The 17,877-nt window shown below is 71.6% G+C and carries 15 protein-coding genes; 13 read left to right on the top strand and 2 right to left on the bottom strand.

The genetic code is table 11. The features are described 5' to 3' along the window. From N865_RS23015 to N865_RS07985, 10 genes are all read left to right on the top strand, one after another. Window positions 1–857 (top strand): Cgl0159 family (beta/alpha)8-fold protein (locus N865_RS23015; protein WP_034803820.1); only part of this gene is annotated, 857 nt, incomplete at its 5' end. Further along, entirely contained in the window at window positions 854–1,774 is a 921-nt protein-coding gene (iolB, locus tag N865_RS08025; RefSeq protein WP_034803814.1) for a 5-deoxy-glucuronate isomerase, read from the top strand. The genes N865_RS23015 and iolB, both read left to right, overlap by 4 nt. Beyond that, window positions 1,771–3,750: a 3D-(3,5/4)-trihydroxycyclohexane-1,2-dione acylhydrolase (decyclizing) gene (gene iolD / locus N865_RS08020; protein ID WP_034803811.1), complete on the top strand. Its 1,980-nt coding sequence runs from the start codon at window positions 1,771–1,773 to the stop codon at window positions 3,748–3,750. Before iolB ends, iolD begins: the two co-directional genes overlap by 4 nt. Further along, window positions 3,747–4,628 (top strand): sugar phosphate isomerase/epimerase family protein, encoded by an 882-nt coding sequence (locus tag N865_RS08015; RefSeq protein ID WP_034803808.1) that lies wholly within the window; start codon window positions 3,747–3,749, stop codon window positions 4,626–4,628. Before iolD ends, N865_RS08015 begins: the two co-directional genes overlap by 4 nt. A 52-nt stretch (window positions 4,629–4,680) precedes the next feature. After that, window positions 4,681–6,180, top strand: a complete 1,500-nt coding sequence (locus N865_RS08010) for a CoA-acylating methylmalonate-semialdehyde dehydrogenase (RefSeq protein ID WP_034803804.1) — start codon at window positions 4,681–4,683, stop codon at window positions 6,178–6,180. 69 nt (window positions 6,181–6,249) lie between these two features. Further along, window positions 6,250–7,182, top strand: a complete 933-nt coding sequence (locus tag N865_RS08005) for a TIM barrel protein (RefSeq protein ID WP_034803800.1) — start codon at window positions 6,250–6,252, stop codon at window positions 7,180–7,182. Between the two features lie 17 nt (window positions 7,183–7,199). Next, window positions 7,200–8,204, top strand: a complete 1,005-nt coding sequence (locus N865_RS08000; RefSeq protein ID WP_034803797.1) for a Gfo/Idh/MocA family protein — start codon at window positions 7,200–7,202, stop codon at window positions 8,202–8,204. An 82-nt stretch (window positions 8,205–8,286) separates the two neighbouring features. Continuing rightward, on the top strand, window positions 8,287–9,333 hold the full coding sequence (locus N865_RS07995; RefSeq protein ID WP_034803794.1) for a Gfo/Idh/MocA family protein: 1,047 nt from the start codon (window positions 8,287–8,289) through the stop codon (window positions 9,331–9,333). Between the two features lie 169 nt (window positions 9,334–9,502). Further along, the gene (locus tag N865_RS07990) at window positions 9,503–11,230 is read left to right on the top strand and encodes an alpha/beta hydrolase (protein WP_051510336.1); all 1,728 of its coding nucleotides are present in this window, start codon (window positions 9,503–9,505) and stop codon (window positions 11,228–11,230) included. Between the two features lie 233 nt (window positions 11,231–11,463). Then, window positions 11,464–13,044 (top strand): alkaline phosphatase PhoX, encoded by a 1,581-nt coding sequence (locus N865_RS07985; RefSeq protein ID WP_051510335.1) that lies wholly within the window; start codon window positions 11,464–11,466, stop codon window positions 13,042–13,044. Between the two features lie 80 nt (window positions 13,045–13,124). Here the strand turns inward: N865_RS07985 and N865_RS07980 are convergent, their stop codons facing one another. Continuing rightward, complete coding sequence (locus N865_RS07980; RefSeq protein WP_084328059.1) at window positions 13,125–14,141, bottom strand: LacI family DNA-binding transcriptional regulator; 1,017 nt, start codon at window positions 14,139–14,141, stop codon at window positions 13,125–13,127. 107 nt (window positions 14,142–14,248) lie between these two features. On the opposite strand from N865_RS07980, the gene N865_RS07975 reads away from it, so the two are divergent. From N865_RS07975 to N865_RS07965, 3 genes are all read left to right on the top strand, one after another. Next, the gene (locus N865_RS07975) at window positions 14,249–15,271 is read left to right on the top strand and encodes a Gfo/Idh/MocA family oxidoreductase (RefSeq protein WP_034803789.1); all 1,023 of its coding nucleotides are present in this window, start codon (window positions 14,249–14,251) and stop codon (window positions 15,269–15,271) included. Next, window positions 15,268–16,071: a TIM barrel protein gene (locus tag N865_RS07970; RefSeq protein ID WP_034803787.1), complete on the top strand. Its 804-nt coding sequence runs from the start codon at window positions 15,268–15,270 to the stop codon at window positions 16,069–16,071. Before N865_RS07975 ends, N865_RS07970 begins: the two co-directional genes overlap by 4 nt. A 124-nt stretch (window positions 16,072–16,195) precedes the next feature. Beyond that, entirely contained in the window at window positions 16,196–17,188 is a 993-nt protein-coding gene (locus tag N865_RS07965) for a hypothetical protein (protein ID WP_245603706.1), read from the top strand. A 52-nt stretch (window positions 17,189–17,240) separates the two neighbouring features. Here the strand turns inward: N865_RS07965 and N865_RS07960 are convergent, their stop codons facing one another. Then, window positions 17,241–17,831: a carboxymuconolactone decarboxylase family protein gene (locus N865_RS07960; protein ID WP_034803784.1), complete on the bottom strand. Its 591-nt coding sequence runs from the start codon at window positions 17,829–17,831 to the stop codon at window positions 17,241–17,243. Window positions 17,832–17,877 lie beyond the last annotated feature (46 nt).

Below are 17,877 nucleotides of genomic sequence, written 5' to 3'. Positions count from 1 at the left end.
GGGAGCCGCAGCGGATCGCCGACGCGTGGGCACGCCGGCAGCGGCGCCCCCTCGTCGGGACCGACGGGCGCCTGCTCGTCGTCGCCGCCGACCACCCCGCACGCGGGGCCCTCGGGGTCCGTGGCGAGGGCGCCGCGATGGCGAGCCGGTCCGACCTGCTCGAGCGCCTCGCGGTCGCCCTGTCCCGGCCGGGCGTCGACGGCGTGCTCGGGACGCCCGACATCCTCGACGACCTGCTGCTCCTCGGGGCGCTCGACGACAAGATCGCGATCGGTTCGATGAACCGCGGCGGGCTCCAGGGCGCCTCCTTCGAGCTCGACGACCGGTTCACGGCCTACCGGGCCCGCGACCTCGCCGCCAACGGGATCGACGGTGGCAAGATGCTGACGCGGATCTGCCTCGAGGACCCGGGCACGGCGGCGACCCTCGAGGCCAGCGCGAAGGCCGTCACCGAGCTCGCCGAGGCGGGCCTCATGGCGATGGTCGAGCCGTTCCTGTCGGTGCGCAGGGGCGACCGGGTCGTCAACCTGCTCGACCCCGACTCGACGATCAAGTCGATCCACATCGCGTCCGGCCTCGGGGCCTCGAGCGCCCACACGTGGCTCAAGCTGCCCGTCGTCGACGACCTCGAGCGGGTCATGGACGCGACCACCCTTCCGACGCTCCTCCTCGGCGGCGACCCCCAGGGCCACCCGTCGGAGACGTACGCGCTGTGGGGCAAGGCGCTCGAGCTGCCCGCCGTCCGCGGCCTCGTCGTCGGGCGCGCCCTGCTCTACCCGCCCGACGGCGACGTCGCCGCCGCGGTCGACATCGCAGCCGAGCTCGTCCACGGCTCCGCACGGGACGGTGCCGCATGAGCGACAACGCCAGGTACGTGCGGCCCCTCGCGTCGGCGTCGACGCCGGAGTGGGAGGTCGCCATCGACGCCTCGCTCGACGGCTGGGAGCACACGAGCCTGTATGCCGTCCACCTCGCTCCCGGGGAGAGCCGCACGCTCGCGCCGGACGAGTGGGAGCACGTCGTCGTGCCGCTCGCGGGCTCGGTCGAGGTCACGGCCGTGGACGCCGACGGCACGAAGCACGACGCCGTCCTCGCGGGCCGGGCGTCCGTCTTCGCAGGACCGACCGACGTCGCCTACGCGGCGCGCGGCTCCGAGGTCACGGTCACCGCCACCGCTGGTCCTGCCCATGTCGCCGTCTGCGGCGCCCGCGCGACGGGACGGCACACGCCGCCGTTCCGTCACGTGGGTGCCGCGGACGTGCCGGTCGAGCTGCGGGGTGCCGGTCAGGCGAGCCGCGAGGTCCGCAACTTCGCCACGCCCGGGGTCCTCGAGGCCGAGTCGATCATCGCCTGCGAGGTCATCACGCCGGGCGGCAACTGGAGCTCCTACCCGCCGCACAAGCACGACGAGGACCGGCCCGGCGTCGAGGCGCACCTCGAGGAGATCTACTTCTTCGAGGTGCAGCGCGAGGCCGGCGCGCCGGACGGTCCCGGGCTCGACCCGGTCGGCTACCAGCGCGTCTACGGCACCGACGAGCGGCCGATCGACGTCCTCGCCGAGGTCCGCTCGGGCGACGTCGTCCTCGTGCCGCACGGCTGGCACGGGCCCGCGATGGCCGCGCCCGGGTACGACCTCTACTACCTCAACGTCATGGCCGGTCCCGGCGAGGAGCGCGCCTGGCTCATCTGCGACGACCCGGCGCACGGCTGGGTCCGCGACACGTGGTCGGCGCAGCCCGTCGACCCCCGACTCCCGCTTGGAGGCACCCGATGACGCGTGACACCCAGCCCCGGACCGTGCGGCTGACCGTGGCGCAGGCCGTGGTCCGCTTCCTCGCGAACCAGTGGAGCGAGCGCGACGGTGAGCGGCAGAAGCTCTTCGCCGGCTGTTTCGGCATCTTCGGCCACGGCAACGTCGCCGGGCTCGGGCAGGCCCTCCTGCAGAACGAGCTCGCCGACGGCCAGGAGCACCTGCCCTACGTCCTGGCCCGCAACGAGCAGGCCATGGTCCACACGTCCGTCGCCTACGCCCGCCAGAAGGACCGCCTCCAGACCTGGGCGTGCACCGCCTCGGTCGGCCCGGGCTCGACGAACATGCTGACGGGCGCGGCGCTCGCGACGATCAACCGGATCCCCGTCCTCCTCCTGCCGTCCGGGACCTTCGCGACGCGCGTGTCCGCCCCGGTCCTCCAGGAGCTCGAGGCGCCGTATGCCGCGGACCTCACGGTCAACGACGCGTTCCGGCCGCTCTCGCGCTTCTTCGACCGGGTGTCCCGGCCGGAGCAGCTGCCCTCCGCCCTGCTCGGCGCGATGCGGGTCCTGACCGACCCGGTCGAGACCGGGGCCGTCACGATCGCCCTGCCCCAGGACGTGCAGGCCGAGGCCCACGACTGGCCGGTCGAGCTCTTCGCCCCCCGCGTGTGGCGGGTGGCCCGACCGCTGCCGGAGGCGGTCGACATCGCCGACGCCGCGGCGCTCATCCGGTCGGCGAAGCGTCCGCTCATCGTCGCCGGTGGCGGTGTCCACTACTCCGGCGCCGAGGAGGCCCTCCGCTCGCTGTGCGAGCGGACCGGCATCCCCGTCGGCGAGAGCCAGGCCGGCAAGGGCTCCCTCCCGCACGGCCACCCGCAGCAGATGGGTGCCATCGGCTCGACCGGCACGACGGCCGCCAACGCGATCGCCGCCGAGGCCGACGTCGTCATCGGGGTCGGCACCCGGTGGAGCGACTTCACGACTGCGTCCCGGACCGCCTTCCAGGACCCCGGCGTCCGCTTCGTCAACATCAACGTCGCCCGGTTCGACGCGGGCAAGCACTCCGGTCTCGCCGTTGTCGCCGACGCGAGCGAGGCGCTCGCGGCGCTCGCCGCCGCCCTCGAGGGGTATGCCGTCGAGCCGGCCTACAAGGAGCGGCAGGCGAGGCTCTGGGCCGACTGGGACGCCCAGGTCGAGGCGGCCTTCCACCCGGCCGCCGAGGTGACCGACCGGCTCGCCCCGGGCCTGCTCACGCAGGGCCAGGTCCTCGGCGCGGTCAACGAGCTGTCCGACCCGCGTGACGTCGTCCTCTGTGCGGCCGGGTCGATGCCGGGAGACATCCACAAGCTCTGGCGCGTCCGCGACCGCAAGGCGTACCACGTCGAGTACGGGTACTCCTGCATGGGCTACGAGGTCCCGGCGTCGATCGGCATCCGGCTCGCCGACGAGACCCGCGACGTCTTCGCGATGGTCGGCGACGGCGGCTACCTCATGATGCCGACCGAGCTCGTCACCGCGGTCCAGGAGCGCGTCAAGGTCATCGTCGTCCTCGTCCAGAACCACGGGTTCCACTCGATCGGGTCGCTGTCGGAGTCGCTCGGCTCGCAGCGGTTCGGCACGAAGTACCGCTACCGCGACACCGCGAGCGGACGCCTCGACGGCGAGCGCCTGCCGATCGACCTCGCTGCCAACGCCCGCAGCCTCGGCGCGCACGTCATCGAGGTCCACTCGCAGGCCGAGCTCGAGCAGGCCATCAAGGAGGCGAAGGCCGCTCCGGCCGACGGCGGTCCGGTCGTCATCCACGTCGAGACCGACCCGCTCGTCTTCGCCCCCGACAGCGAGTCGTGGTGGGACGTGCCCGTGAGCGCGGTGTCCGAGCTCGACTCGACGCGCACGGCCTACGGCGAGTACCTCGACCACAAGAGCACGCAGCGCCCCTTCATCGCTCCCGCAACGACGGACACGACCAGCACAACCAGCCCGGAGACCGCATCATGAAGCTCGCACTCGACCCGTACATGTTCCGCGAGACCCCCCTGCTCGAGCTGCCGGCCCTCGTCGCCGAGCTCGGCTACGAGTGGATCGAGCTGAGCCCGCGTGAGGACTTCACGCCGTTCTTCAACCACCCGCGGGTCGACGACGTCACGGTCGCCTCGTTCCGCAAGGCGCTCGCCGTCGCCGGCGTCGGGGTCTCCTCGGTCCTGCCGCTCTACCGGTGGTCGGGGCCGGACGAGGAGGACCGCCAGGCCGCCGTCCGTTACTGGAAGCGCACGATCCAGATCGCCTCCGACCTCGGCGTCGACACGATGAACTCCGAGTTCAACGGCAACCCCCGACAGGCCGCCGTCTGCGAGCGGATGTTCTGGCGGTCGATGGAGGAGCTGCTCCCGGTCTTCGAGAAGGAGGGGATCCGGCTCGTCCTCGAGCCCCACCCCGACGACTGGGAGGAGGACGGCAAGCGCGCCGTCGACCTCATCCGGGGGATCAACAGCCCCAACGTCAGCTTCCTCTACTGCGCCCCCCACACGTTCCACCAGGGCAACGACTGCGCCGGGATCATGGACAAGGCGGGCGACCTGCTGACGATGGTCCACGTCGCCGACTCCTTCAACCACCAGGGCTCCTCGGGCCTGCGCTACATCGTCAACCCGCCCGGGTCGCAGGTCACCGTGCACCAGCACCTCGACATCGGGCAGGGCGAGGTCGACTTCGACGAGTTCTTCTCCGGGCTCGAGCGGATCGGCTTCGACGGCATCGTCACGACCTGCGTCTTCGCCTGGGAGGAGCGAGCTCGCGATTCGAGCACCTTCATGCGCGACACCATCCGCTCCTACCTCGACAAGTGGGCCACCCCGCCCACGTTCGTCGCCCCCTGAAGGCCGCCCAGCGGCATACCCCTGAACCAGACTGCAAGAGAAGGAAACTCCCATGACCACGCCTACGCGCATCACCCACCTCATCGGCGGCCAGCCGTGGACCGGCACCGCGGAGCGCACGTCCCCCGTCTTCAACCCGGCGACGGGTGAGCAGACCGGCGTGCTCGACCTCGCCTCCGCCTCGCTCGTCGACGAGGTCGTGACCCAGTCTGCGGCCGCCTGGGAGGGCTGGGCCGACGCCTCGCTCGCGAAGCGCACCCAGGTCCTGTTCGCGTTCCGCGAGCTGCTCAACGAGCGCAAGGAGGACATCGCGGCCCTCATCACGGCCGAGCACGGCAAGGTGCTCTCCGACGCGCTCGGCGAGGTGACGCGCGGTCTCGAGGTGGCGGAGTTCGCCTGCGGTATCCCGCAGCTGCTCCGCGGCGGCTTCACGGAGAACGCGTCGACCAACGTCGACGTCTACTCGATCCGCCAGCCGCTCGGGGTCGTCGCGGTGATCTCCCCGTTCAACTTCCCGGCCATGGTTCCGATGTGGTTCATCCCCATCGCCATCGCGTGCGGGAACGCCGTCGTGCTCAAGCCGTCGGAGAAGGACCCGTCGGCCGCGGTCGCGATCGCCGCGCTGTGGAAGGAGGCCGGCCTGCCCGACGGCATCATGCAGGTCGTCCACGGCGACAAGGAGGCGGTCGACGCCCTGCTGACCCACCCCGAGGTCAAGTCGGTGTCGTTCGTCGGCTCGACCCCGATCGCGCGCTACGTGTACGAGACGGGGACGGCCCACGGCAAGCGGGTCCAGGCCCTCGGCGGCGCCAAGAACCACATGCTCGTCCTGCCCGACGCCGACCTCGACCTCGCGGCTGACGCCGCGGTCAACGCGGGCTTCGGCTCCGCGGGCGAGCGGTGCATGGCGATCTCGGCCCTCGTGGCCGTCGAGCCCATCGCCGACGAGCTCATCTCGAAGATCAAGGACCGGATGGGCAAGCTCGTCACCGGCGACGGCACCCGCGGCTGCGACATGGGCCCGCTCGTGACGGCCCAGCACCGCGACAAGGTCACCTCCTACCTCGACGCGGGGGTCGCCGAGGGCGCCACGCTCGTCGTCGACGGCCGCCAGGACGAGTACGAGTCCGACGGCGAGGGCTTCTTCCTCGCGCCGACGCTCTTCGACCACGTCAAGCCCGGCATGTCGCTCTACGACGACGAGATCTTCGGCCCGGTGCTCTCGGTCGTGCGCGTGGGGTCGTACGACGAGGGCCTCAAGCTCATCAACAGCAACCCCTACGGCAACGGGACGGCGATCTTCACCAACGACGGCGGCGCGGCCCGGAAGTTCCAGCGCCACGTCGAGGTGGGCATGGTCGGCGTCAACGTGCCGATCCCCGTGCCGGTCTCGTACTACTCGTTCGGCGGGTGGAAGAACTCGCTCTTCGGCGACAGCCACGCCCACGGCATGGAGGGGGTCCACTTCTTCACCCGCGGCAAGGTCGTCACCTCGCGCTGGCTCGACCCAAGCCACGGCGGCCTCAACCTCGGCTTCCCGCAGAACGTCTGACCCACCCACGTCACCAACCCCCCGGTCGGCGGCGACGCCCCTCGACCATTCCCGAGAGGAACAGAGCAGATGGCCGACGCCAAGGCCCGTAACACCGACCCGCGCTACAGCAAGCTGACGATCGGGGTCTGTCCCGACCAATGGGGCGTGTGGTTCCCCGAGGACGACAAGCAGATCCACTGGGAGACCGCCCTCGACGAGATGGCCGAGGCCGGCTTCTCGGTCATGGAGACGGGCCCCTTCGGCTACTTCCCGAAGGACCCGAAGCGCCTGCAGGAGGAGATGGACAAGCGCGGCTTCCGCGTCGTCGCCGGCACCGGCTGGGGGATCCTGCACAAGCCGGAGGCCTGGGCCGACACGGAGAAGACCTTCCGCGCCATCGCCGAGACGCACGCGGCCGTCGGGGCGGAGTACGTCGTCCACCTGCCGCCGATGTTCCGCGACGAGAAGACGTGGGACTACACCGACGACCGCGTGCTGTCGACGGAGGCGTGGAACACCTACATCGCCAACGCCGACCGGCTCGGGCGGATCATGAAGGAGGACTACGGCCTCCAGATGGTGCTCCACCCGCACGGTGACAGCCACATCGAGACGCCGGAGGACATCGACCGGATCTTCCAGGCGACCGACCCCGACTACGTCGGCTTCTGTCTCGACACCGGCCACATCGTCTACGGCGGCGGCGACCCGATGGAGCTCTGCCGCACGTACCCCGAGCGCATCTCGTACGTCCACATCAAGGCGATGGACGAGGGCCTCGTGAAGCAGGCGCACGACGAGGACTGGCCCTTCGGCCTTGCTGTCGCCAAGGGCTGCTCGGTCGCCCCGCCCGCCGGCGCGCCCGACATGCCCTCGCTCATCGAGGCGCTCGCCGACCTCGACAAGGAGCTCTACGTGGTGTGCGAGCAGGACATGTACCCCTGCGACCCGTCCTACCCGCTGCCCAACGCCATCCAGACCCGCGAGTACCTCGCATCCATCGGCCTCGGCCTCAAGTGACGAAGGAGTCACCCCACATGACCGTACGCATCGGCATGATCGGCCCCGGAGGCATGGGGCAGGCGCACATCGACCGCATCCACAGCGTCATCGCCGGAGGCCGCGTCGTCGCCGTGTCCGACGTCGACGAGGTGCGCGCGAAGGAGGTTGCCGGCCGGATCGGCGCGACCGCCCACCCCGACTCTGCGAGCCTCATCGGCTCCGACGATGTCGACGCGGTCATGATCTGCAGCTACGGGCCGGCCCACGAGGTGGACGTGCTGGCCGCCATCGCGGCCGGCAAGCCGGTCTTCTGCGAGAAGCCGCTGACGCCGACCGCCGAGGCCGCGCTGCGCATCATGGAGGCCGAACAGGCCGGCGGCCGTCGCCTCGTGACGGTGGGCTTCATGCGGCGCTTCGACAGGAGCTACCGCCAGATGAAGGCGCTGCTCGACTCGGGCGAGCTCGGCGAGACGCTCATGGTCCACTGCGCCCACCGCAACCCGACCGTGCCCGACCACTACACGTGGGACATGGCCATCAACGACACCGCGATCCACGAGGTCGACACGATGCGCTGGCTGCTCGGCGAGGAGTTCGTCTCGGCCCGCGTCGACAAGCCGAAGAAGACCTCGCTGCGCTTCGAGCACCTCCAGGACCCGCTCGTCCTCATCCTCGAGACCGAGTCGGGCGTGCGCGTCGACGACGAGATCTTCGTCAACTGCCAGTTCGGCTACGACATCCGCTGCGAGGCCGTCGCCGAGAAGGGCACGGTCAGCCTCGCCGACCAGAACGCCATCGAGGTCCGCGACGGCTCCGGCCACCGCAACTCGATCGCCCGCGACCACAACGACCGCTTCTGGGGGGCGTTCGTCACCGAGGTGCAGGAGTGGATCAGTGCGGTGTCGCGCGGTGAGCACACGGGATCGACGTCGTGGGACGGGTATGCCGCCGCGTGCGTCTGCGACGCGGGCGTCAAGGCGCTCACCGACGACGGCGTCGTCAAGGTCGAGATGATCGCCAAGCCGGCCTTCTACGCCTGACCCTCTCAACAGGGCGTGGAGGGTTGTGGCCCCCATGAGGGCCACAACCCTCCACACTTCCCCCCGCGACCGAGGAGACCTGATGTTCCCGTCGTCGCTGCCCGAGCCGCGCACGCCCGACCCGATGGCCGCCCCGCCGCTGCGGTGGGGGATCCTCGGAACCGGCTGGATCGCCGCTCGCTTCGCCGCGTCCCTGCTCGCCCACACCCGCCAGCAGGTGTATGCCGTCGGGTCCCGTTCGCTCGCCACGGCGGAGTCGTTCGTGGGCGCGCTGGAAGGTCCGGTGGGGCTGGAACGGGAGCCGGCGGCATACGGCTCCTATGCGGCGCTGGTCGCGGACCCGGCGGTGGACGTCGTCTACGTGGCGACACCGCACCACCTCCACCACGAGCACGCGCGGCTCGCGCTCGAGGCCGGCAAGCCCGTGGTCGTCGAGAAGCCGATGGGCCTCGATGCCGACCAGTGCCGCGAGCTCGCCGGGCTGGCGGCGGACCGAGGGCTGTTCCTCATGGAGGCGCTGTGGACGCTCTTCCTGCCGAAGTTCGACGTCGTCCGGCAGCTGCTCGAGTCCGGCGCGCTGGGGACGGTGCGGACCGTGCTCGCCGATCTCGGCGAGCACTTCGAGCCCGACCACCGGATCCTGCGGGCGGATCTGTCGGGCGGGCCGATGTACGACCTCGGGACCTATCCCGTCGCCCTCGCCACCTGGGTGCTCGGCGAGCCCGCCGAGGTCGCGGCGGTCGGCACGGTCGCCCCGGCCGATCTGAGCCCGAGCCGGGTCGACGCGCAGACCGCGATCGTCCTGCGGACGGCGTCCGGCGGGGTCGCCGCCCTGCACACATCCCTGCTCGGCACGTCCCCGACGGCGGCGGCCATCGTCGGCTCCCAGGCGACGCTGACGTTCGACGGGCCGTTCTACCAGCCCGGCGGCTTCACGCTCGCCACGCACGACGGGCGGGTGCTCCGCTACGACGAGCCGCGGATCGGCCACGCCGGTCTGCACTGGGAGGCCGCGGAGGCGGCGCGCCGGATCAGCGCGGGGGACACGGAGTCTCCACTGCGCCCCCTCGCCGACACGATCGCGACGATGCGCGTGATGGACCTCGTCGCCGCTCGCCTCGCCCGCTGACCTTCCGTCCTCCCTCCGGGCTCCGCCTCCGGTTCGATGTTTTCCGGAGTCGTATACGACTCCGGAAAACATCGAACCGGAGGCGGAGGGGCGGCGGACGAGCTGGATCGGCTCCCGGGACCTTGGCCGTCTTCAGGACACGAGCGCCGGCCGGTCCTACGGTGGCGAGGTGACGACCTCCCGGACGACGTCGGAACCCGCCCCGGCCGCCGAGCCTCCCGAGCCGCCGGAGACGCGACGAGGCCGCAGCCGAGCGAGCCGCCTCCGTGCCCTCGGTCGGCCGAACTTCGCCGGCCTGCTGCTCGCGGTGGCGGGCTTCGGGGCGGCCCTGACCCCCTCGCTGCTGCCCCGACCCTGGCTCTTCGAAGGGGTCATCGCCGGCCTCGGCGCGGCCCTGGGCTACGGCGTCGGGGTGCTCGTCAGCTGGCTCGTGCGCAAGACCCAGGTCCGGACACCGCGGGCAGAGGTCCGGCGTTGGGCGTGGCGCGGTCTCGCCGTCGTCGCACCCCTGGCGGCGGTGCTCTTCCTGCTACTCGGGGTCCGGTGGCAGAACGACGTGCGCACCCTCGTGGGGATGCCCGACGAGGGCCTGCTGACCGCGTTCGTAGTCGCGCTCGTTGCCCTCCCGGTCGCTGTCGCTACGGTCATGCTCTGCCGTGGCCTGCGCCGGGCGGCCAGGTGGATCGCCCGCAGAGTCGGACGGTTCGTTCCCGCCGGGGTGGCGGCCGCGATCGGTGCGTTGGCCGTCGCGTTGATCATCTACACGCTCGTAACCGGGCTGCTCTTCACGGGCTTCGTCTCCGCGATGGACACGCTCTACGCCGGGACGAACGCCGGGACGGCCCCCGGGGTCACCCAGCCGCTCGCTCCCGAACGTTCCGGCTCGAGCGCGTCGACGGTCGCGTGGGACTCGCTCGGGATCCAGGGCCGCAGCTTCGTGGGTCGGGGGCCCGACGCCGCCACGCTCGAGCAGTTCTCCGGACGGCCGGCGAAGACCCCGATCCGCGTCTACGTCGGCCTCGACTCGGCACCGACCGCGCACGAGCGGGCCGAGGCCGCCGTCCGCGAGCTGACCCGCACCGGCGCGTTCAGCCGCAAGGTCCTCGTGGTCGCCGGGAGCACCGGCACCGGGTGGCTGGAACCCCAGGCGACCGACTCGCTCGAGTACGAGTGGAACGGCGACTCCGCGATCGTCACCATCCAGTACTCCTACCTGCCGAGCTGGATCTCCACCCTCGTCGACGTCGACCGGGCCCGTGAGGCCGGGCGCGAGCTCTTCGACGCCGTCTACGCGACGTGGTCGACGCTGCCGGAGGCCACCCGCCCCAAGCTGCTCGCGTACGGGCTCTCGCTCGGGTCCTTCTCGAGCCAGTCGGCGTTCACGTCGGCCGCCGACATCTCCGCCCGGACCCAGGGCGCCGTCTTCGTCGGCTCCCCGAACTTCTCGGAGCCGTGGTCGACGGTCGTCGCCGACCGCGACGCCGGGTCCCCGGAGTGGCAGCCGGTCGTGGACCGGGGCACGACGATCCGGTTCGCGGGCGTCGCCGGAGATCTCGAGAAGCCGGCTGGGCCCTGGGACGCGCCGCGGGTCGCCTACCTCCAGCACGCCAACGACCCCGTCGTCTGGTGGAGCCCGGAGCTGCTCAACCGTCGCCCGGACTGGCTCGCCGAGGCCCCTGGCGCGGGCCGGACACCCGAGATGCACTGGTACCCGGTCCTCACCTTCCTGCAGGTCACCGTCGACCAGTTCGTCGGGGTCAGCGTCCCCGACGGCCAGGGCCACAACTACGGGTCCACGATGCCGGCCGCGTGGGCCGACGTCTCGCAGCCACCGGACTGGAGCGACGCCGACACCGCGCGCCTCACCTCCCTGATCGCCGGGTACGCCATCGAGTGACCGTCCCCGGGTGCCCGCGACCCGGCCACCTCGGGGAGCGAGCGGTATGCCGCTGAGCGGGGCTCAGCGGCATTCGCGCGCGTCCACGTCGGCGGGGTCTTCACCCGGGCGGGGGCGAGTCCTCGTCAGCCGTTCACCTCGGCGTTCCTCGGACCTCGCTCGGCGTCGACAGGGTGGATCTCGTTCGAGGAGGACCGGATCGGGTCCTCCCACTCGTACGAGAGGCGTCTCACGTGAACAGTTCCACCCTGACGAAGGCGGGCCTCGTCGGCACGCTCGCGGCGGCCGTCGCGTTCGCCCTGGCGAGCGCTCCCGCGCAGGCCGACGACGGCTTCCGGGTCGTCGGCGTGCCGAGCGCCAACCCCAGGTTCGGCGTTCAGAACAACGTCCTGACCGCGTCCGCGACCCAGACGTCCGTCGCGTGGGGGGCGCTGCCCCTGACGAACCCCGACGTCGCGAACGGCGTCACGCACTACGGCTACAACACCCTCGACGGCGCGCCACTGACCCAGTCGGCGAACGAGGCCCACAAGACCGAGCCCGACAAGAACGTCTACCTCGTCTTCGGCGGCAAGCACTACCTCTACCAGGGTCACGAGATCGGCCCGCGAGGCTACGTCACGCGGATCAACCTCGACGAGACGGACCCCGCGAAGCGGGTCACGCTCATCTCCGACGTCGACCCGGACGGCAAGGCCTACCCGACGATCGACGGCATCACGTGGAACCCTTTCACCAAGCAGCTGCTCCTCACGGCCGAGTCGAGCTCGCCCAAGGGCGGCGTCTTCGGGGTCAGCCTCGACGCGAACGGTGACGCCGTCGACGGCAAGGCGGTCCGCCTGCCGGCGCTCGGGTCCGGCGGCTACGAGGGCGTCCAGAACGACAAGGACGGCAACGTCTGGCTCGTCGAGGACATCGGTGGTGCCGGCGCGAACGGCGGCAAGGTGCCGAACAGCTACCTCTACCGGTTCGTCCCGACCGACCGGACCGACCTGACGAAGGGCGGCGCGCTCCAGGCGCTGCAGATCACCCGGCCCACCGGGTCGCCCGCGACCGCGGCTGAGCTGCAGGCGAACCCGTCGGACGAGTTCATCACGCAGCTGCACACGTACGGCACGTCGTTCGCGACGGCGTGGATCACGATCCACACCGGGACGGACGAGGCGTTCGGTGCGACGGCCGCGGCGAAGGCGGCGGGTGCGACCCCGCTCAAGCGTCCCGAGAACGGGGTGTTCCGTCCCGGCACCGACTTCCGCGAGTTCTACTTCACGGAGACCGGCGACACGAGCGCGAAGAGCACGCTCCCGGGTGCCTACGGCGGCGTCTTCCGCATCTCGCAGTCGAGCGCGAGCGCGAACACCGGCCGCATCTCGATCGCCGCACCCGGTGACGAGGCGCACACCGGGTTCGACAACATCACCTTCGCCACCGCCGACGACCTGCTCGTCGTCGAGGACGCGGGCGACGGCCTGCACGCTCAGCGCAACGCCCTCGACTCCGGCTACGTCTTCCACCTGCCGGAGCGCGGCGCGAGCGGCGACCGTGCGATCCTGCAGGGCCAGGCCCCGCAGCCGGTGCGGTTCCTCGCGGAGGGGCGCGACGCGTCGGCGACGTTCGACGCGACGAGCGGTCCGGCATACAACGACGGCGACAACGAGATCACCGGCATCCACGTCTCCGACGGCGACCCGACTGTGGCGGGCCTGCTCGGCGCCAAGGTCCCGGAGCCGATGACCTCCACGTGGCGGACCTTCTGGACGCAGCAGCACGGTGACAACACGACGTGGGAGATCAGCTGGGCCGGCCGCGGCTGACCCTCTGCCCTCTTCCTCTCCCTTCCGGTTCGATGTCTTCCACGGTCGGATCAGACCGTGGAAGACATCGAACGGGCGTATCAGGGCCCGATGTCGAGGCGTGCGGTGGACTCTCGGGCGACCAGGGTCGGTGGGACGACGACATCCCGCGTGCTCTCGTCCCCGGCGTCGAGCCGGGCCCGCACCCGCTCGATCGCGGCCGCTCCGAGGGCCTCGACGTCCTGGCGGATCGTCGTCAGGGAGACGTGTCGATAGGCGGCCTGCTCGATGTCGTCGAAACCCACGACCGACAGGTCCTCCGGCACCCGCACCCCGTGGCGCCGCACGACGTCCATGACCCCCAGCGCGCACCGGTCGTTGAACGCGGTCACCGCGGTGGGTCGCGGCCCGGGCAGGGCGAGGAGCTCGAGCGCGGCAGCGGCCCCGTCCTCCTCGGTGAGGCCGCCGGCGAGCTCGACTCCCTCGGCCTCCACGCCGAGCCGCCGGACCGCCGTCCGGAAGCCCCGGCGACGTTCGGCCGCGCCGGCGTTCCGGCCACCGTCGAGGTGAGCGATCCGCCGGTGCCCCAGCTCGCCGAGATGGGCCACCGCCTGGGCCAGGCCGCCCGCGTCGTCGGTCCGGACGACGTCCACCCCGGCCGCCCGGACGGGCCTGAGCAGGCTGACGACCGGCACGGTCACAGCGAGCCGGACCATCTCCTTCGCGGGCAGACCGCTGCCGAGCAGGAGCAGCGCCTCGCACTTCTCCGCGAGCAGGGTCCGCACCGCGACGTCCTCCGACCGGTGCCGCGTCACCCCGCTGAGGACCACCTCGTAGTCGGCCGGCCCGGCGGACGCGTAGATGGCGTCGATGACGTCCCCGTGGAAGTCGTGGCCAACGCCGAAGACGACCCCGAGCGTCCGGGTGCGCGTCCGCGAGCGACCGAGCCGGCTCGCGCGGGTGTCGGGCTGGTAGTCGAGCTCACGCGCCGCTGCGAGGACCCGCTGACGGGTCGACTCGGCCGCACCCGGTGCGCCGCGGAACACGATCGAGACCAGCGCCCGGGACACGCCGGCCCGGGCCGCCACGTCCTCCATCGTCACCGCGCGGTTCGCCATGGGCGCCAGCATAACTAGAGCGCTCCACAAACCCCCAGGCAACCCTTGACCTGAACGAGACGACGTGCCGATACTAGAGCGCTCTAGTTCCCACGAAAGGATCTCTCATGGACGAGACGATCTCCGTCGGCCTCATCGGCGCCGGACGCATCGGCACCTCACACGCCCGCCTCATCGCCGAGCGCGTCCCCGGCGCCCGGCTCGCAGCCGTCGCGGACCCGCGCCCTGAGTCGGCTGAGGCGCTCGCCGCCGAGCTCGGCGCCCGCGCCTTCACCGACCCGCTGGCGCTCATCGCCGACCCGGACATCCAGGCCGTCGTCATCGCGGCGTCATCCGAGGCCCACGCCGACCTCATCGTCGCGGCCGCCCGGGCCGGCAAGGCGATCTTCTGCGAGAAGCCCATGTCGCTCTCGCTCGAGGACGCGGACCGGGCCGTCCGGGCCGCCGAGGATGCGGGTGTCATCCTCCAGGTCGGCTTCAACCGCCGCTTCGACCGGGGCTTCCGCGCCGCCCACGACGCCGTCACCTCCGGCGCGATCGGCAGCGTCCAGCTCATGCGGTCGGTCACCCGCGACCCCGGCCTGGCCAACCCGGCCGCCGTCCCGCCGTGGACGGTCTTCCTCCTCACGCTCATCCACGACTTCGACACGCTGCTCTGGCTCAACCCAGGAGCCGAGCCCGTCGAGGTCTACGCGACGGCCGATGCGCTCGTCGCGCCGGACTTCAAGGACCAGGGCCTGCTCGACACCGCGGTCGTCGTCATCACCTTCGACAACGGCGCCCGAGCCGTCGCGGAAGCGAGCTTCTCAGCGGCATACGGCTATGACGTCCGCGGCGAGGTGTTCGGCTCGCGCGGGATGGTGACGGCCGGCGACGGGGCCCGCAGCAGCATGCGGCTCTACACGTCGGGCGGCCTCTCGCAGGACACCGCGCGCGTCGACGTGGAGCTGCTCCACGAGGCGTATGCCGCTGAGTTCGTCGAGTTCGTGTCCGCGGTCCGCGAGGGGCGGGCTCCGTCGGTGACCGGCGTCGACGCGCGTCGGGCGCTCGCCGTCGCGCTCGCGTGCATCGAGTCCGTGAAGACGAACCGGCCGGCGCGGGTCGCGGGCGTCACGGAGGTGGCCCGATGAGCACGCCCTTCACGCTCGCGGTGTGCGCCGAGATGGTCTTCACCGACCTGCCCGTCGTCGAGCGGGTCCGCCGGATCGACGCGCTCGGGTTCCAGGTGGAGATCTGGGACTGGACGCGCCACGACATCGACGCCCTCGTCGCGACCGGGGCCACGTTCTCGTCGATGACGGGCTACGTGACCGGCGACCTCGTCACGCCGGACGGCGCCGACGAGCTGCTGGCCACCGCCGAACGGTCGATTCCCGTCGCCGCCAGGCTCGGCATCCCGCGGCTCAACCTGCACGGGACCGGCCTCGACGGGCAGGGTCTGCCGGTCAGGCCGCTGCCGAACCCGACCGGGGCTGAATGGGTCTCGGCCACCCGGACGCTCGAGCGGATCGCAGCACTGGGGGAGCGGGAGGGCGTCATGTTCGTCCTCGAGAACCTCAACACCGAGGTCGACCACCCGGGCGTCCCCTTCGGCAAGGCGGCGGACACGCTCGCCCTCGTCGATGCGGTCGACAGCCCGCACCTGCGCCTGATGCTCGACCTCTACCACGCGCAGATCGGGGAGGGGAACCTCATCGAGCTGTGCCGGCGGGCACTGCCGTGGATCGGCGAGATCCAGGTTGCCGACGTGCCGGGCCGGTGCGAGCCGGGGACCGGCGAGATCAGCTATCCCGCGGTCGCCCGGGCCCTGGCCGAGATGGGTTATGCGGGTCCGATCGGGCTCGAGGCCTTCGCCTCCGGTGACAGCGAGCTGGCGTTGGCTCGGTTCCGCGAGGCCTTCACCGTGGCGACGACTCCGGCCAACGGCTGAGTCCGCTCACCATCGGGTGTCTCGTGTGGGTGGCGCGTTCCGGGCGCCGGCGCAGTGATCTGGACTCGATTCTGGGTGGCGCTTCGGGCCCGACGGGGTCGGTGCCGGTCTCTAGCCTGATGGGATGGCTGATCAGCGCGCGAAGGACAGCGGCATCGACGGGCCGCAGCCGGAGGCGGCCCCTCCGCTCGAGTGGTTGCTCGACTCGGACCCGGCGATCCGGTGGCAGGTCCTGCGCGACCTGACGGACGCCCCGGCCGAGGCCGTTGCGGCCGAGCGCTCGCGGGTGACGACCGAGGGCTGGGGGGCTCGGCTCCTCGCGGCTCGTGACCCGGACGGTCAGTGGATGGGCGGTGCGTGCTTCCCCGGCCGCGGGGAACCGCCGAAGGACGGGAGCCAGCCGTGGACCTCGACCCTGCCAGCCATGATGGAGCTCTACGACTACGGGCTCGACCCGACCACCGAAACGGCGCGCGAGATGACCGCGCTGGTCACTGCGAACTGCCGCTGGGAGTACGACGACCTGCCGTTCTTCGACGGTGAGGTCGAGCCCTGCATCAACGGTCGCACGGTGACCCTCGGCGCCTACTTCGGAGCCGATGTCGACGGCATCGTCACGCGCCTCCTCGCCGACCAGCTCGACGACGGCGGCTGGAACTGCTGGACCGAGATGGGTGCGACCGTGTCGTCGTTCGACTCGACGATCTGCGTCCTCGAGGGCCTGCTCGAGTACGAGCGCGCGACCGGCGGGTCGGCAGAGGTGGCCGCGGCTCGACGCGGCGGTGAGCAGTACCTGCTCGAGCGGTCGTTGTTCCGCCGCAGGAGCACGGGCGAGGTGCCGGTCAGCGAATGGCTCGCGTTCTCGTTCCCGACGCGGTGGCACTACGACGTCCTGCGCGGGCTCGAGTACTTCCGCGCGGCCGACGTCAGGGACCCTCGGCTCGGTGAGGCGATCGAGCTCGTGCGCTCGAAGCGCCAGCCAGACGGGACGTGGCTGCTCGAGAACACGCACCCCGGCGCGGTCCACTTCCCGCTCGAGGACGGCGATGGCCGCCCGAGCCGCTGGAACACGCTCCGGGCGTCCCGGGTGCTCGGCTGGTGGGACTCCGGCCGGTGACGACAGCCCAAGGCTGCCGTCCGTCTGGCAGTCGAGGCGGGCTTGCTGGATCTCAGGGGTGTGCGACGGGGCGACCGACGACCATCGACGCGAGCTGGTCCGGTGCAAACGTCTCTGCCGTCTGGTGGTCGAGCTGCGCCCCCAGTCCGTCGAGGACCGCAGTGAAGAAGCACCGCGCCGACGCCGCGAACACGACGTCGGCGATGTCGGCGTCGCTCAGCCCGGCGTCGCGCAGACGGTCGACATCCTGCTGCTCGACCGAGGCTGCGTCGGCGGCAACCTTGGCGGCGAACTCGTAGACCGCGCGGTCCTGCGGGTCGAGCGCGGTCCCGTCCGGGTGCCGGACGATGGAGTCCATCGATGCCTCGTCGCCGCACACATCACGGAGGAACTTCGAATGGGCCGCGGTGCAGTAGGTGGACCGTAGGGCTCTCGCGGCGGCGATGGTCGCGATCTCGAAGCGCCGCCGGTCCATCCCGTCACGGACGGCGGTGTTGAGGGCGTTCCACGCCTGCGCGACATCAGGGCGGGTCGAGAACGCGGCGGCGTAGTTGGGGAGGAAGCCCCAGGCGGCGCGCTGTTTCCGGTAGTACTCGGCGACCTCGCCCTCGGCAGCCTCTTCGGGGACGCTGGAGATGAACATCCCGTCATTCTCGCCGTCGTGTCGCTCCCTGAGAAGGAGTCTCGTC

Origin of the sequence: Intrasporangium oryzae NRRL B-24470, from assembly GCF_000576595.1 — a bacterium.
In the GTDB taxonomy this organism is placed as follows: domain Bacteria; phylum Actinomycetota; class Actinomycetes; order Actinomycetales; family Dermatophilaceae; genus Intrasporangium_C; species Intrasporangium_C oryzae.
The sequence above is the reverse complement of the archived record's forward strand: the minus strand, read 5'-3'. Positions and strand labels throughout refer to the sequence as shown.